General features: G+C 60.7%; 12 protein-coding genes. 5 read left to right on the top strand and 7 right to left on the bottom strand.

Going from position 1 to position 16,054, the window contains the following annotated elements; all coding sequences use genetic code 11:
- Positions 1-2: 2 nt before the first annotated feature.
- From hisC to mtnA, 5 genes are all read right to left on the bottom strand, one after another.
- Positions 3-1,115: a histidinol-phosphate transaminase gene (gene hisC / locus QR290_RS21345; protein WP_289203556.1), complete on the bottom strand. Its 1,113-nt coding sequence runs from the start codon at positions 1,113-1,115 to the stop codon at positions 3-5.
- Positions 1,116-1,127: 12 nt separating this feature from the next.
- Positions 1,128-2,222 (bottom strand): prephenate dehydratase, encoded by a 1,095-nt coding sequence (pheA, locus tag QR290_RS21350; RefSeq protein WP_007950913.1) that lies wholly within the window; start codon positions 2,220-2,222, stop codon positions 1,128-1,130.
- Entirely contained in the window at positions 2,222-3,307 is a 1,086-nt protein-coding gene (gene serC, locus QR290_RS21355) for a 3-phosphoserine/phosphohydroxythreonine transaminase (protein ID WP_289203557.1), read from the bottom strand. Before serC ends, pheA begins: the two co-directional genes overlap by 1 nt.
- Positions 3,308-3,371: 64 nt before the next feature.
- Positions 3,372-6,035 (bottom strand): DNA gyrase subunit A, encoded by a 2,664-nt coding sequence (gene gyrA / locus QR290_RS21360; protein ID WP_039770558.1) that lies wholly within the window; start codon positions 6,033-6,035, stop codon positions 3,372-3,374.
- Between the two features lie 424 nt (positions 6,036-6,459).
- Positions 6,460-7,536, bottom strand: a complete 1,077-nt coding sequence (mtnA, locus tag QR290_RS21365) for an S-methyl-5-thioribose-1-phosphate isomerase (protein ID WP_007950910.1) — start codon at positions 7,534-7,536, stop codon at positions 6,460-6,462.
- Between the two features lie 108 nt (positions 7,537-7,644).
- On the opposite strand from mtnA, the gene QR290_RS21370 reads away from it, so the two are divergent.
- The 5 genes from QR290_RS21370 to QR290_RS21390 all read left to right on the top strand — a co-directional run bounded on the left by QR290_RS21370 (position 7,645) and on the right by QR290_RS21390 (position 12,521).
- The gene (locus tag QR290_RS21370) at positions 7,645-8,979 is read left to right on the top strand and encodes a TRZ/ATZ family hydrolase (protein WP_289203558.1); all 1,335 of its coding nucleotides are present in this window, start codon (positions 7,645-7,647) and stop codon (positions 8,977-8,979) included.
- 57 nt (positions 8,980-9,036) lie between these two features.
- Positions 9,037-9,735 carry a bifunctional 2-polyprenyl-6-hydroxyphenol methylase/3-demethylubiquinol 3-O-methyltransferase UbiG gene (gene ubiG / locus QR290_RS21375; RefSeq protein ID WP_289203559.1) on the top strand — a complete coding sequence of 233 codons (699 nt, stop codon included), beginning with the start codon at positions 9,037-9,039 and terminating at the stop codon, positions 9,733-9,735.
- Between the two features lie 4 nt (positions 9,736-9,739).
- The gene (gene mupP / locus QR290_RS21380) at positions 9,740-10,411 is read left to right on the top strand and encodes an N-acetylmuramic acid 6-phosphate phosphatase MupP (RefSeq protein WP_289203560.1); all 672 of its coding nucleotides are present in this window, start codon (positions 9,740-9,742) and stop codon (positions 10,409-10,411) included.
- Between the two features lie 80 nt (positions 10,412-10,491).
- Positions 10,492-11,232, top strand: a complete 741-nt coding sequence (locus tag QR290_RS21385) for a YciK family oxidoreductase (protein WP_007950904.1) — start codon at positions 10,492-10,494, stop codon at positions 11,230-11,232.
- Positions 11,233-11,594: 362 nt separating this feature from the next.
- Positions 11,595-12,521 carry a GGDEF domain-containing protein gene (locus tag QR290_RS21390; RefSeq protein WP_115078802.1) on the top strand — a complete coding sequence of 309 codons (927 nt, stop codon included), beginning with the start codon at positions 11,595-11,597 and terminating at the stop codon, positions 12,519-12,521.
- A gap of 60 nt (positions 12,522-12,581) precedes the next feature.
- Here QR290_RS21390 and QR290_RS21395 read toward each other — a convergent pair whose 3' ends face one another.
- On the bottom strand, positions 12,582-13,376 hold the full coding sequence (locus tag QR290_RS21395; RefSeq protein WP_085705394.1) for a TenA family transcriptional regulator: 795 nt from the start codon (positions 13,374-13,376) through the stop codon (positions 12,582-12,584).
- 46 nt (positions 13,377-13,422) lie between these two features.
- Complete coding sequence (locus QR290_RS21400) at positions 13,423-15,885, bottom strand: EAL domain-containing protein (protein WP_115078804.1); 2,463 nt, start codon at positions 15,883-15,885, stop codon at positions 13,423-13,425.
- Positions 15,886-16,054: the final 169 nt, after the last annotated feature.

The following is a 16,054-nucleotide window of genomic DNA, read 5'->3' on the forward strand; positions in this document are numbered from 1 at the left end:
CATCACCCACGAGCCAGAACCTTGCGCAGCGCTTCGAGGAAGCGGCTGTTTTCCGCCGGCAGACCGATGGTCACCCGCAGATGGTTCGGCATGCCGTAGTTGGCCACCGGACGCACGATCACGCCTTCGCGCAGCAGGCCCTGGAATACAGGAGCCGCCACTTGACCGAGGTCGACGCAGATGAAGTTGCCCTTGGACGGAATCCAGTTCAGGCCCAGCTCGCGGAAACCCGATTCCAGCTGTTGCATGCCGGATTCATTGAGCTGACGGCTCTGCGCCAGATATTCCTCATCCTTCAGCGCCGCACATGCCGCGGCCAAAGCCAGGCTGTTCACGTTGAACGGCTGGCGTACACGGTTCAGCACATCCGCCACCACCGGGGTGGACAAGCCATAACCAACGCGCAGCGCCGCCAGACCGTAGGCCTTGGAGAAGGTGCGCGAAACCAGCAGGTTCGGATAAGCCGCGAGGAAATCCAGACCATCCGGCAGATCGCTGCCTTCGGCATATTCGATGTAGGCCTCGTCCAGCACCACCAGCACATGCTCCGGCACGTCCTGCAGGAATTCGTCCAGCGCTTCGGCGCCGAACCAGGTGCCGGTCGGGTTGTTCGGGTTGGCGATGAACACGACGCGGGTGTTGGCGTCGATGGCTGCCAGCATGGCCGGCAGGTCATGGCCCCAATCCTTGGCCGGAACGACCTTGGCCTGAGCGCCGACCGCCTGGGTGGCGATCGGGTAGACCGCAAACGCGTGCTCGCTGAACACCGCATTCAGGCCCGGCGCCAGATAGGCGCGCGCCACCAGCTCGAGAATGTCGTTCGAGCCGTTGCCCAGGGTCACCTGGTTCAGCTCGACACGGCACTGCTCGGCCAGCAGGGATTTCAGCGCAAAACCATTGCCATCCGGATAGCGGGTCAGCTCGTCCAGCGCTTCGCGGATCGCAGCCAGGGCTTTCGGGCTCGCGCCCAACGGGTTTTCGTTGCTCGCCAGTTTGACGATGCTTGCCGGATCCAGGTCCAGCTCGCGCGCCAGCTCGTCCACGGGCTTGCCCGGCACGTATGGCGAAAGTTGTTGCACGCCCGGCTGTGCCAGAGCGAGGAAGTTGCCACTCATTGCTACCACCCCTTAAAGAACTGCTTTCGGGTAGGAACCCAGCACCTTGAGTGCTACTGCTTCCTGACTGATCTTTTCCAGTACACCTTTGATCAGCGGATCACGGTGATGACCGACGAAGTCGATGAAGAACACGTAGGTCCATTTGCCGCTGCGCGACGGACGGGTTTCGATCCGGGTCAGGTCGATCCCGTTGTCATGGAACGGCACCAGCAGCTCGTGGAGCGCGCCGGGCTTGTTGCTCATGGACACGATGATCGACGTCTTGTCGTCGCCGGTCGGCGGCACTTCCTGGTTACCGATCATCAGGAAGCGCGTGGAGTTGTCCGGACGATCCTCGATCTTCTCGGCCAGACGGGTCAGGCCATACAGCCCGGCCGCCATGTCACCGGCGATCGCCGCCGAGTTCCACTCACCCTTGACCCGCTTGGCCGCTTCGGCGTTGCTGGACACCGCCACGCGCTCGACATTCGGGTAGTGGGCATCCAGCCATTTGCGGCACTGGGCCAGCGACTGGGCGTGGGAATAGATGCGGCTGATGCTGTCGGTCTTGGTGTTTTCACCGACCAACAGGTGGTGGTGAATCCGCAGCTCGACTTCGCCACAGATCACCATATCGTGCTCGAGGAAGCTGTCGAGGGTGTGGTTGACCGCGCCCTCGGTGGAGTTCTCCACCGGCACCACGCCAAAATTCACCGCGCCAGCTGCCACTTCGCGGAATACTTCGTCGATCGCCGCCATCGGCTTGCTGATCACCGCATGACCGAAGTGTTTCATGGCCGCCGCTTGGGTGAAGGTGCCTTCCGGACCGAGATAAGCCACTTTCAGCGGATTCTCGAGGGCCAGGCACGAAGACATGATTTCGCGGAACAAGCGCGCCATCTCTTCGTTACCCAGCGGCCCCTTGTTGCGCTCCATCACGCGTTTGAGGACCTGCGCCTCACGCTCGGGACGGTAGAACACCGGCTGCTCGCCTTCGGCCAGACTGGCCATCTTGACCCGGGCAACTTCTTCGGCACAGCGAGCGCGATCGCTGATCAGCTGGAGGATCTTCTCATCCAGGTTATCGATGCGAACGCGCAGCGCCTTGAGCTCCTGCTCGGACATCAGGAATGCTCCTTCTCGAATTCAGCCATGTAGCCAACCAGCGCTTCAACGGCGTCAAGACCCAGGGCGTTGTAGATCGAGGCACGCATGCCGCCGACCGAACGATGGCCCTTGAGGTTGAGCAGGCCACGGGCGTCGGCGCCGGCCAGGAAAGCCTTGTCCAGACGCTCGTCAGCCAGACGGAACGGCACGTTCATCCACGAGCGGGCGTTGACGCTGATCGGGTTGGTATAGAAGTCGCTGTTGTCGATGAAGCCGTACAGGCGATCTTTCTTCGCCTTGTTGCGCTGCTCCATAGCGGCGACGCCGCCCTGCTCCTTCAGCCACTCGAAAACCAGGCCCGAGAGGTACCAGGAATAGGTGGCCGGGGTGTTGTACATCGAGCCGTTATCGGCCGAGACCTTGTAGTCGAGCATGGTCGGGCACGAACTGCGGGCGCGGCCCAGCAGGTCTTCACGAACGATCACAACGACGAGTCCGCTCGGGCCGATGTTCTTTTGCGCGCCGGCGTAGATCAGGCCGTACTGCGACACATCGATCGGACGCGAGAGGATATCGGAGGACATGTCGACCACCAACGGAACGTCACCGGCCTCGGGAACCCAGTCGAACTGCAGGCCGCCGATGGTTTCGTTGGACGCGTAATGCAGATAGGCCGCACCCGGGGTCAGCTTCCATTCGTTCTGGCCAGGGATGGCCAGATAGTCGTAAGGCTTGGCGCTGGCGGCAACGTTGACGTTGCCGAAGCGACGCGCTTCCTCGATGGCTTTTTTCGACCAGATGCCGGTTTCGACATAGTCGGCAGTGCCGTTCTCGGGCAGCAGGTTCAGCGGAATCTCGGCGAACTGTTGGCTCGCACCGCCCTGCAGGAACAGCACTTTGTAATTGGAGGGGATGGACAGCAGGTCGCGCAGGTCTTGTTCGGCCTTCTCGGCGATGGCCACGTAGTCATCGCTGCGATGGCTCATTTCCATGACCGACAGACCCTTGCCGTGCCAGTCGAGCATCTCGGACTGGGCACGCAACAGGACAGCTTCAGGCAGCGCAGCGGGACCTGCGCAGAAGTTAAAGGCTCGTTTGCTCACATCCACTCTCGCTATGCAATCACGGTAGCGGACAGAGCAAACACTCTGCCCTGCTACGATTTGGTTAGTCTTGCGACTCTTCTTCGTCTGCGGCGTCCGCCTGCAGGTTGTCGACCGCATCGTCCGGTTCGGCGCCGATCACGCCTTCTTCCAATTCGACACCTTCTTCACCTTCAAGCTCGTCACCTTCGACTTCCGACGGCTCCTGAACCCGCTCCAGACCAACCAGGGTTTCATCCTTGGCCAGCTTGATCAGGGTCACGCCCTGGGTGTTACGACCCAGACTGGAAACTTCGTCGACACGGGTACGCACCAGCGTGCCCTGGTCGGAAATCAGCATGATCTCCTCGCCGTCGAGCACCTGAACCGCACCGACCAGACGGCCGTTACGCTCGTTGCTGACCATGGCGATCACGCCTTGACCGCCACGCTTGTACTCAGGGAACTCGGTGATCGCGGTGCGCTTGCCGTAGCCACGCTCGGAAGCGGTGAGGATCTGGCTGCCTTCTTCCGGGATCAGCATCGAAATCAGCTTCTGCCCTTCCGGCAGACGCATGCCGCGCACACCACGGGCGGTACGGCCCATGGCACGAACGTCGGATTCCTTGAAGCGGGTCACCTTGCCGCCGTCGGAGAACAGCATCACTTCACGCTCGCCATCGGTGATGGCGGCGGAGATCAGCACGTCGCCTTCGTCCAGCTCCAGCGCGATCAGACCGACGCTGCGCTGACGGCTGAAGGATTCCAGCGGGGTCTTCTTCACGGTGCCGTTGGCGGTGGCCATGAAGATGTAGTGACCTTCGGTGTATTCCTCGACCGGCAGCATGGTGGTGATGTATTCACCGTCATCCAGCGGCAGCAGGTTGACCAGCGGACGACCACGGGCGGCGCGGGACGCTTCCGGAATTTCGTAGGTTTTCAGCCAGTACACCTTGCCCTTGCTGGAGAACAGCAGCAGCGTGGTGTGGCTGTTGGCAACCAGCAGGTGAGCGATGTAGTCCTCATCCTTCACGCCGGTAGCCGATTTGCCTTTACCGCCACGACGCTGGGCCTGATACGCAGCCAGCGGCTGGGTCTTGGCATAGCCACCGTGGGAGATGGTCACGACGCGCTCTTCTTCCGGGATCATGTCGCCCAGGGTCAGGTCGAGTCGGGCATCGAGGATTTCGGTGCGGCGTACGTCGCCGTATTCGGCGCGGATCACTTCCAGTTCTTCGCGGATCACTTCCATCAGGCGCACGGCGCTGTTGAGGATGCGGATCAGCTCGCCGATCTGGTTAAGGATCTCTTGATACTCGGCCAGCAGCTTTTCGTGTTCCAGACCGGTCAGACGGTGCAGACGCAGTTCCAGAATGGCTTGCGCCTGCTCTGGCGACAGGAAGTACTTGCCGTCGCGCAGACCGTATTGCGGATCGAGGTTTTCCGGACGGCACGAATCGGCACCGGCACGTTCCACCATCGCCACCACGGCAGTAGATTCCCACGGCGTGCTGACCAGTGCTTCCTTGGCTTCCGACGGGGTCGGCGAAGCCTTGATCAGGGCGATGACCGGGTCGATGTTCGACAGGGCAACGGCCTGACCTTCGAGGATGTGACCGCGCTCGCGCGCCTTGCGCAGCTCGAACACGGTACGGCGGGTAACCACTTCGCGACGGTGACGGACGAACGCTTCCAGCAGGTCCTTGAGGTTCAGGATCCGCGGACGGCCATCGATCAGCGCAACGATGTTGATGCCGAATACCGATTGCAGCTGGGTCTGGGCGTAGAGGTTGTTGAGGATCACCTCAGGCACTTCGCCGCGACGCAGTTCGATCACGACGCGCATACCGTCCTTGTCGGACTCGTCACGCAGCTCGGTGATGCCTTCGAGTTTCTTCTCTTTTACCAGCTCGGCGATCTTCTCGATCAGACGCGCCTTGTTCAGCTGGTAAGGGAGTTCGGTGATGACGATCTGCTGACGACCACCGACCTTGTCGATGTCTTCGATGATCGAGCGGGCGCGCATGTAAATGCGGCCACGGCCGGTGCGGTAGGCTTCGATGATGCCGGCGCGACCGTTGATGATCGCGGCGGTCGGGAAGTCCGGACCGGGAATGTATTGCATCAGCTCATCGACGGTCAGCTCGGGGTTGTCGATGAGGGCCAGGCAACCGTCGATGACTTCACCGAGGTTGTGCGGCGGAATGTTGGTCGCCATGCCCACGGCGATACCGCTGGAACCGTTGACCAGCAGGTTCGGTACGCGGGTCGGCATGACTGCCGGGATCAGTTCGGTGCCGTCGTAGTTCGGCACCCAGTCCACGGTTTCCTTGTGCAGGTCGGCCAGCAGCTCGTGCGCCAGCTTGGTCATGCGCACTTCGGTGTATCGCATGGCCGCGGCGTTGTCGCCGTCCACCGAACCGAAGTTGCCCTGGCCGTCGACCAGCAGGTAACGCAGGGAGAAAGGCTGCGCCATGCGGACGATGGTGTCGTACACCGCGGTATCACCGTGCGGGTGATACTTACCGATCACGTCACCGACGACACGGGCAGATTTCTTGTACGGCTTGTTGAAGTCGTTGCCCAGCTCGCTCATCGCGAACAGCACGCGACGGTGCACGGGCTTCAAGCCATCGCGCGCATCCGGCAGTGCACGGCCGACGATCACGCTCATCGCGTAGTCGAGATAGGACTGTTTCAGCTCGTCTTCGATATTGACCGGGAGGATTTCTTTGGCCAGTTCGCCCATGAGAAGCCTGATTCCTTTTTCTGGTGAAACTTCGCCATATCCATAGGGGACGCACGAAGCTCGTCGATGCAGGCCGAGTGCCATGCGCCGACTTACGACAAATCGACAAGTTGACCCTGGATTTGCGCAGTGAAGACAACCCCGTGGGACTGCCTCGGAAAACGCCGGATGTTATCACAAGAGCCGCCACGCACCTATCCCCCAGATGCGCATGGAGCATAGTTAGATGACCGATGACAGGCTTAACGGGGACGAGAGAGGCTCAGAGCTTCCCTGAATGCAGATTTCGGGACGAAATTGCGGATGTTTATTGACTTTCAAGGCCCCATCGCTGGCAAGCCAGCTCCCACAGGATCCGTGGCGGGCACAGAACCTGTGGTAGTCCGCCTGCTGGCGATGGCAATTCAGCAGGCGCCGAACACCCTTAATGCAGGCGCTTGCGGCACATCAACTGCGCCATCTTCGCGGTATCCGGCCGTTCGACGATGCCTTTCTCGGTAACGATCGCATCGATCAGATCTGCCGGGGTCACGTCAAACACCGGGTTGAACGCCTCAACGTCAGCCCCGACGCGTTTGCCGCCAACTTCCAGCAACTCGGCGCCGTCGCGCTCTTCGATCGGAATGTCGTCACCGCTCGCCAGATTCATGTCGATGGTCGAACTCGGCGCCACCACCATGAAGCGAACGCCATGGTGCATGGCGTTGACCGCCAGTTGATAGGTGCCGATCTTGTTCGCCACATCGCCGTTGGCGGTGATCCGGTCAGCGCCGACAATCACCCAGGTCACGCCTTTGGTTTTCATGATGTGCGCGGCGGCGGAGTCGGCATTGAGCGTTACTGGAATGCCTTCGTTGGCCAGTTCCCACGCGGTCAGGCGCGAGCCTTGCAGCCACGGCCGGGTTTCGTCGGCGTAGACACGCTCGACCATGCCCTCGATGAACGCCGCGCGTATTACCCCGAGCGCCGTACCGAAACCACCAGTGGCCAGGGCACCGGTGTTGCAGTGGGTCAGAATCGCCTGAGCATTGCCCTGATGTTTTCGAATCAGATCAACGCCGAGCTGAGCCATGGTCAGATTGGCTTCGCGATCGCTTTCATGAATAGCGATGGCTTCGGCTTCCAGCGCCGCCAGCGGATCGGCGTTTTCTTTCAAACGGTCCAGCCGGTCGTGCATGCGGTTCAACGCCCAGAACAGATTGACCGCCGTCGGGCGGGAATCGGCCAGCAGCATGAAATCCTCTTCCAGCGACGCATACCAGTCGCCACCTTCGGCAATCCGGGCACGGGCCGCCAGCACGATGCCATAGGCGGCACTGATACCGATGGCCGGCGCACCGCGCACCACCATCGAGCGAATCGCCTCGGCCACGCCGGCGGCGCTGGTGTAGGCGATCCAGTTTTCCTCGAACGGCAAAACGCGCTGATCCAGCAGGTGGAGCGCGCCATCACGCCAATCGATGGCCTTTACTTTCTCCGCAGCCAACAGTCGATCGCGCATCCCTCACCCCGCACTCATGAACAAAAGCCGCCGATTATAGCGATCCCCCCGCGAAGACGCTCGGGTATACTTCGCCATCCTTTACAAAAGCACTGGAACCGACCCTCGATGCCGAAACCTGCCATTGCGCTCGACTTATTATTGCTGCCGACCTGGCTGGTACCCGTCGAACCCGCAGGCGTGGTGCTCAAGGAGCATGGCCTGGGCGTCCGCGACGGCCGCATCGTGTTCATCGGCCCGCGCGCCGAAGCCTTGAAGTGTAACGCCACTGAAGTCTGCGAACTGCCGGACGTTCTGCTCAGCCCCGGCCTGATCAACGCCCACGGCCATGCCGCGATGACGCTGTTCCGTGGCCTGGCCGACGATCTGCCGCTGATGACCTGGCTGGAAAACCACATCTGGCCGGCCGAGGGCAAATGGGTCAATGAAGATTTTGTGCGTGACGGCACCGATCTGGCCATCGCCGAACAGATAAAAGGTGGCATCACCTGTTTCTCGGACATGTACTTCTTCCCGAAGATTGCCAGCGAGCGCGTGCACAACAGCGGAATCCGCGCGCAGATCGCGATTCCGATCCTCGACTTCCCGATTCCGGGCGCCGCCAGCGCTGATGAAGCCATACGTCAGGGCGTCGAACTGCTCGGCGACCTCAAGCATCACGAGCGCATCAAGATCACCTTCGGCCCTCATGCACCCTACACCGTGGGCGACGAGAACCTGGAAAAAATCCGCGTGATCGCCGAAGAGCTGGACGCCTCGATCCACATGCACGTCCACGAAACCGCCTTCGAAGTGCAGCAAGCGCTCGAACAGCGCGGCGAACGCCCGCTGGCCCGCCTCGGTCGTCTCGGCCTGCTCGGCCCGCGCTTCCAGGCCGTGCACATGACCCAGATCAGCGATGACGACCTGGCGTTGCTGGTAGAAAGCAACACCAGCGTGATCCACTGCCCGGAGTCGAACCTGAAACTGGCCAGCGGTTTCTGCCCGGTGGAGCGCCTGTGGCAGGCCGGGGTCAACGTCGCGGTCGGCACCGATGGCGCGGCGAGCAACAATGACCTGGACCTGCTGGGCGAAACCCGCACCGCCGCCCTGCTGGCCAAAGCCGTCGCTGGCTCGGCCACCGCGCTGGACGCCCACCGGGCGCTGCGCATGGCCACGCTGAACGGCGCGCGAGCCCTGGGAATCGAAGCCGAGACCGGCTCCCTGGAACTCGGCAAGGCGGCAGACATCGTCGCCTTCGACCTGTCCGGCCTCGCGCAACAACCGGTTTATGACCCGGTCTCGCAGCTTATATATGCCACCGGCCGCGACTGCGTGAAACACCTGTGGGTTGCCGGCAAGCAGTTGCTCGACGACCGGCGCCTGACCCGACTGGACGAACAACAGCTCGGCGAAACCGCCCGGGCCTGGGGCCGACGCATCAGCGGCCACACCGAATCGTAAACACCCCGGGGCAAACTCCGGGGCTACAGCCTTTTTCAAGTTTTAGAGGATTGAATCATGAGCAACGTCGACCACGCCGAAATCGCCAAATTCGAAGCCCTGGCCCATCGCTGGTGGGATCGCGAAAGCGAGTTCAAACCGCTGCACGACATCAACCCGCTGCGGGTCAACTGGATTGACGAGCGTGTCAATCTGGCCGGTAAAAAGGTCCTCGACGTCGGTTGCGGCGGCGGCATCCTCAGTGAAGCCATGGCCCAGCGCGGCGCGACCGTGACCGGCATCGACATGGGCGAAGCGCCGCTGGCGGTCGCGCAACTGCATCAGCTGGAATCCGGCGTGAACGTCGAATACCGCCAGATCACCGCCGAAGCCCTGGCCGAAGAAATGCCCGAGCAGTTCGACGTTGTCACCTGCCTGGAAATGCTTGAGCACGTACCGGACCCGTCCTCGGTGATCCGCGCCTGCTACCGCATGGTCAAGCCCGGCGGCCAGGTGTTCTTCTCCACCATCAACCGCAACCCGAAGGCGTATCTGTTCGCCATCGTCGGCGCCGAATACATCATGAAGCTGCTGCCGCGCGGCACCCACGACTTCAAGAAATTCATCCGCCCGTCCGAGCTGGGTGCCTGGAGCCGCATGGCCGGCCTGACCGTCAAGGACATCATCGGTCTGACCTACAACCCGCTGACCAAGCATTACAAACTGGCGGCGGACGTTGACGTCAACTACATGATCCAGACCCTGCGCGAGGAGTAAGCCGATGGCCATCAGAGCAGTCCTTTTCGACATGGACGGCACTCTGCTCGACACCGCGCCGGACTTCATCGCCATCTGCCAGGCGATGCGCGCGGATCGCGGTTTGCCGCCGATGAACGACAAACATATCCGCGATGAAATCTCCGGCGGCGCCAAGGCCATGGTCGCGGTGACGTTCTCGATGGACCCGGAGTCGCCGGGCTTCGAGGAACTACGCCTGGAGTTCCTCGAGCGCTACCTCGTCGGTTGCGCCGTGCACAGCAAACTGTTCGACGGCATGGGCGAATTGCTGGCCGACATCGAGAAATCCAATCTGGTCTGGGGCGTGGTCACCAACAAGCCGCTGCGCTTCGCCGAACCGATCATGCAGCAACTGGGGCTGGCCGAGCGCTCGGCGCTGCTGATCTGCCCGGATCACGTGAAGAACAGCAAGCCGGATCCCGAGATGCTGACCCTTGCCTGCAAGATGCTTGATCTGGATCCGTCGACCGTTCTGTTTATCGGCGATGATCTGCGTGATATCGAATCCGGCCGTGACGCCGGCACCAGGACCGCTGCTGTGACCTACGGCTACATTCACCCGGATGACAACCCTCGGCACTGGGGCGCGGACGTGGTGGTGGATCACCCGCTGGAATTGCGCAAGGTGCTCGACAACGCTCTGTGCAGTTGCTGAGTGGTGCTGCAGAGCGACCATCGCTGCAATCTCGCGCAGGGCGCGGGAACGATCAGAAGTTAATGGATTAGAGGTTTCTTATGTTTGATTACTCCGCTCGCCCCGAATTGCTCAAGGATCGGGTCATTCTGGTCACCGGTGCCGGTCGTGGCATCGGCGCGGCTGCCGCCAAGACCTACGCCGCCCACGGCGCGACCGTGCTGCTGCTGGGCAAGACCGAAGCCAATCTGACCCAGGTCTACGACGAGATCGAAGCGGCCGGTCATCCACAACCGGCGGTGATCCCGTTCAACCTCGAAACCGCCCTGCCCCACCAATACGATGAGCTGGCGGCAATGATCGAGACCGAGTTCGGCCACCTCGACGGCCTGCTGCACAACGCCTCGATCATCGGCCCGCGCACGCCGATCGAGCAGTTGTCCGGTGAAAACTTCATGCGCGTCATGCAGGTCAACGTCAACGCGATGTTCATGCTGACCAGCACCCTGCTGCCGCTGCTCAAACTGTCGCAGGACGCGTCGGTGGTCTTCACCTCGAGCAGTGTCGGGCGCAAGGGTCGTGCCTACTGGGGCGCCTATGGCGTATCGAAGTTCGCCACCGAAGGCCTGATGCAAACCCTGGCCGACGAAGTCGAAAACGTCGCCCCGGTGCGCTCCAACAGCATCAACCCGGGCGCCACCCGCACCAGCATGCGCGCCCAGGCTTACCCGGGTGAAAACCCGCTGAACAACCCGACACCGGAAGAGATCATGCCGGTCTATCTGTACCTGATGGGCCCGGACAGCACCGGTATCAATGGTCAGGCGTTCAACGCCCAGTAATGCCATACGTCGCTTTTGTTGCCGTGGCGGAATACCGTCGCGGCATGCAATTGCCGCTTTGAGCACGGCAAATTCAGTCAAATAACCACCGCCCCTCATTCCGCAAAAATTCCAAATTATTGATTCACAACGGTTTTCAAAAAATATGAACCGTGTGGCACGACTTTCGCTCTACATTTCCTCAAAGCACGCCGAGTGAAGGCAGTCGGGCAAGGCCTGATTCGATAGCTGACTAATCGTCATCGGGCAGACTAAACTTGTGCCAAATGTCCTACGGGACTGATGGATCAGTATGACGCGCAGCCCATAGCCGCTCTCACCCAGCCTGTAAGACAGACTTACTGCTTAGGGGCTCACGCCATATGAAATCACCCTCCCAGACCACTGCAATTGACTTCGACAGTGCCAAATTGCAACGCCTGGGCTTCGGTCAGCAGCCGCCTCTCCTGGCGCGACCTGTCAGCCTGGCGCAATTGCGCCAGCAAATGAGCCTGCAACTGCAAACCAGCCTTGAGCCTCAACGCATCCTCGGTCTGTTTTTCCGCGAAGTTCAGCGACTGGTGCCGCTGGACGCCTTGACTTACGTACACAACGGCAGCGATCTGCGCCTGGAGTTCGGCGCCCGAGGGCACCACTCGGCCAGCTACAGCCTCAGCCACGAAGGCGAGCACATGGGTGAGTTGGTATTTCGCCGCAACCAGCGCTTCAGCGAACAGGAACTGGGCAATCTCGAATCGCTGCTGTCGGCCCTGCTGTATCCGATGCGCAATGCGCTGCTGTACCGTGCCGCCACGCAAAGCGCCCTGCGTGATCCGTTGACCGGTGCCGGCAACCGCATTGCCATGGAGCAGACGCTGCAACGAGAAATCGAGATGTCACGCCGGCACCTGCAACCGTTGTCGCTGCTGATGCTGGACATCGACCATTTCAAACAGGTCAACGACCTCCATGGCCACAGCGCTGGCGATGACGTACTCAAAGCCGTGGCTGCCTCGATCAAGGGCCAGTTGCGCAACGTCGACATGGTGTTCCGCTATGGCGGCGAAGAGTTTCTGATCCTGCTGTCCAACACCGCTCGCGATGCGGCCGCCATGGTCGGCGAGCGCTTGCGTCAGGCAGCGCAGGCTCAGGATTACTACGCCAATAATCAATTGATCGAACTGACCGTGAGCCTCGGTTGCTCGACCCTGTTGCCGGGCGAATCCGCCGACAGCCTGTTGCGCCGCGCCGACAGCGCGCTATATGTCGCCAAGCGCGAGGGCCGCAATCGCCTGACCATGGCGGGCTGATATTTCTCAGCCAACAAAAACGGGAGCCGAGGCTCCCGTTTTTTATTGATGCCGCCGAAATCAGCTCTCGACCAGCGCCCGACGCTCACGCCCGACCATCACCCGCTCCGACAGCTCAAGCTGCATGCAGCGCTCCAGGAACAGGTACATGTAGTCGTAGCTCTTGCAAATCGCCTGTCGCAGTTCCACCTGCAAGGCCTTGCTCGGGTTCGTCCCGGCCAGGGTGCAGATGATCTCCAACGCTTCCCAAGGGTGGGCATCGTCGTACTGGGCATGCATCTTCAGCCACTTCATCGCCCGCTTGCGATCCTCTTCAGGGAAGGCGGCGGCATAGACACCCGTCGAACATACCAGCGCCGACCACTCCCCGGTCGCGCCTTCGATGGCGTAGTTGGTGGCCGCGATGGCCACGATCAGTGAATCCGCCGAGCTGGTGTGCCAGCACCAGTGGCTCAGGGCATGCAACTCCGGTGGCACCTGCTGCGCCTGCAGATCTTCCAGGCTCACCCCATGGGCCCGGCTCCAGTGCAGCCAGTAATCGGCATGGTTGAGTTCGACGCGGATGTTGCGCATCAACCAGCGCCGCGCCATGTCTTCACCCGGGTGACGGGCGAATTTGGTTTTAGTGAGATTCTGCGCCATGTACAAGGCGAATTGCTCAACGACGGGCCAGCCCCCGATCAGGTACTGGCGCATGGTTTTGGCGCTGAGCTTGTTATCACGCATGCGCAGATAAAGTTCATGTTCGACAACCCGGCGTTTGCTCTCGCTGCAATCCTGGATCAACTGTTGCGCCCAGGCGGGATAACTTGCAGCTTCCATGAGTGGTCCGGTTCGGTTGAATGTGTCGATCACTGTTCGGCTCCTTTTGATTTGTGATTGTAAGGATCGGCAAGAGATTTCAACGGAACGTGCCAGGCGCCTTGAATAACAGTGGCTGCGGTCTGGCGGGCCGACTTTGCAAACTGTCACAGGTAAACAATTGCGGGCGTTCCACAACATAACCCTGAGCGTAATCCACGCCGATTTCAAGCAAAGCCTGCTCAATCTGCGCCGTTTCAACAAACTCGGCAATTGTCTGCTTACCCATGACATGCCCGATGTGATTGATCACTTCGACCATTGCACGGTTAATCGGGTCGTCCAGCATATCCTTTACGAAACTCCCGTCGATCTTCAGGAAGTCTACAGGCAAATGTTTCAAATAAGCGAATGAAGACATTCCGGCACAAAAGTCATCCAGTGAGAAATAACATCCCAACCCTTTGAGTTCATTAATAAATCTGATTGCACTACCAAGATTTGCAATGGCACTGGTTTCTGTAATTTCAAAACAAATCATTTCAGGCGGTACGCCGTATTTATCAAACTGCTCGCGTAGAAAGTGCAAAAACGCGTCATCTCCGATAGTAATGCCTGAAAGATTAATCGCACACATTGCCAGAGGGCCTTCGCACTCTTCGTTAATACATTGAGCAATAACCTTAAATACATTCTGCACAACCCAGCGATCCAGCGAGGTCATCAAACCGTAACGCTCGGCCGCCGGTATGAAACTGTCCGGGAGAATCATCCGACCCGCTTCGTCATGCAGGCGCAGCAGAATTTCGATGTGCCCGCGGGTGCCGCCGGCAACCGAACCCAGCGGAGCGATTTCCTGGGCGTAGAGACAGAAGCGGTTTTCCTCCAGGGCCATGTGCAGGCGTTGCACCCACGCCATCTCGCCGAAGCGCAGAGACAACTCCGAATCGTCGGCGTGATAGACCTGCACCCGGTTGCGACCCTTTTCCTTGGCCATGTAGCAGGCCATGTCGGCGGCGCGCAACGAGGCTTCGAGGGTGGTCGGGGTTTGCGCGACGTGCACCAGGCCGATGCTGACAGTGGTCAGGAACGGCCGCCCCTTCCAGACAAAATGCAGGTTCTGTACGGTCTGGCGCAGCCCCTCGGCGATTTTCTCGGCCGCCTCCGGTGCGCAGTTCTCCAGCAGGATGCCGAACTCGTCCCCACCCAGCCGCGCCAGAGTGTCGCCCTCGCGCAGGCCCGATTGCAGCAACGCACAGATATGCCGCAGCAACTCATCGCCGGCCGCATGCCCGCAAGTGTCGTTGACCAGCTTGAACTGATCGAGATCGAGGAACATCAGCGCATGCCGCCCCGGCTGCCGGGTCAGGTTGTGCAGGGCCTGTTCGAGGCGGTATTCGAACTCGCGACGGTTGGCCAGGCCGGTCAGCGCGTCGTGGGTGGCCTGCCACGACAGATTGGCGATGTATTGCCGCTCCTGGGTCATGTCATGCAGCACCAGCACCGTCCCGCTGACCTTGCCGGCGTTGCGGATCGGTGCGCCGACCAGGGTCACCGACACAGTGCTGCCATCCAGCCGCTGGATCAGCTTGGAATGCTCGCTGCCGCCCGTGAGCTGGCCGCTGAGAATGTGCTCGATCAGGGTCAACCCCTCGCTCTGGGCATTGTCATCCAGCAGGTTGAACAACGCCGCGAGCGGAAGACCGGCCGCCTGTTCGGCCTTCCAGTGGGTCAACGCTTCGGCGGCCGGGTTCATGTAGTCGATCGCCCCGCTCACATCGGTGGTGATCACCCCGTCGCCGATCGAGTGCAGGGTGACATGGGCCCGATCCTTTTCCAGTTGCAACGCTTCGGCGAAGGCGTGTCGCTGCTTGAGCAGTTTGCGGGTGCGCAACAGTGCCAGCACGATCAGGCCCAGCGCGGTGGCAAGGTTGGTGAACAGCAGCAGACGCAGGATCATCCGCGAACCTTCACCCAAGGCATCGCTGAACGCCTTGGCGGCCGGGGTCACGCCATCATTGATGGCAAAAATCCGCTCTTTCCAGCGGCGGATATCGGCCTCGGTGGCGGCATTGGCCGTGATGCGCTGATGCATCTCCTGCGCCACGCCGTCGAGCTCCACCAGATAGGCATCGCCCAGCGTCCAGCGGTCGATGGCGGTTTCCAGGTAACTGAAGTGACGGAAATTCAGGTACAGCCAGATCAGACTGGAAACATCGTCCGGATGATTACCGCCCTTGAGAATGCCTTCGCGCGCCGCTTGCAGGTCGGGCGGTTGCTTGTCCAGTGCCAGACGCAGCTGGTGACCGCCCTGAGGTACGGCAATCGCGGTCTGGTATTTGAGGTAAATCGCCTCGTCTCGGCTGTCGGCATACAGATTGAGGTAATAGATGGCGTCTTTCTGGCCCTTGGACCAGAGGCTTTCGCCTGCCACATAACCGCGAACGGCCGACAGGACGTAAAGACTCACGCCCCCCAGCAATGCCTGAAACAGCACGACGGCGATAAATGGCCAGACGATGCCCAACAATCGAGGCGTTCCGAGAGTCCGCTTTTGTTTCATTGGATTCCTTGCATGAGCAGCGCCCGCTCGTCGTCCGGACGAAATCGCTACCACGAGACTAGGTGGGCTTGCGGTTATAGGCAAGTCTGCAACCTTGCCCGATTTTTTTCCCCGCAATACCTATGCACCACTGTGCAATCGCCTCAGAACGATCTACTGCGAACATATC

The organism is Pseudomonas fluorescens, assembly GCF_030344995.1.
Classification (GTDB): domain Bacteria; phylum Pseudomonadota; class Gammaproteobacteria; order Pseudomonadales; family Pseudomonadaceae; genus Aquipseudomonas; species Aquipseudomonas fluorescens_BF.

Excerpts from the sequence above, each read along its gene's own strand:
- hisC (WP_289203556.1), bottom strand. The coding sequence starts at position 1,115 with ATGAGTGGCAACTTCCTCGCTCTGGCACAGCCGGGCGTGCAACAACTT.
- pheA (WP_007950913.1), bottom strand. The coding sequence starts at position 2,222 with ATGTCCGAGCAGGAGCTCAAGGCGCTGCGCGTTCGCATCGATAACCTG.
- gyrA (WP_039770558.1), bottom strand. The coding sequence starts at position 6,035 with ATGGGCGAACTGGCCAAAGAAATCCTCCCGGTCAATATCGAAGACGAG.
- mtnA (WP_007950910.1), bottom strand. The coding sequence starts at position 7,536 with ATGCGCGATCGACTGTTGGCTGCGGAGAAAGTAAAGGCCATCGATTGG.
- QR290_RS21370 (WP_289203558.1), top strand. The coding sequence starts at position 7,645 with ATGCCGAAACCTGCCATTGCGCTCGACTTATTATTGCTGCCGACCTGG.
- ubiG (WP_289203559.1), top strand. The coding sequence starts at position 9,037 with ATGAGCAACGTCGACCACGCCGAAATCGCCAAATTCGAAGCCCTGGCC.
- mupP (WP_289203560.1), top strand. The coding sequence starts at position 9,740 with ATGGCCATCAGAGCAGTCCTTTTCGACATGGACGGCACTCTGCTCGAC.
- QR290_RS21385 (WP_007950904.1), top strand. The coding sequence starts at position 10,492 with ATGTTTGATTACTCCGCTCGCCCCGAATTGCTCAAGGATCGGGTCATT.
- QR290_RS21390 (WP_115078802.1), top strand. The coding sequence starts at position 11,595 with ATGAAATCACCCTCCCAGACCACTGCAATTGACTTCGACAGTGCCAAA.
- QR290_RS21400 (WP_115078804.1), bottom strand. The coding sequence starts at position 15,885 with ATGAAACAAAAGCGGACTCTCGGAACGCCTCGATTGTTGGGCATCGTC.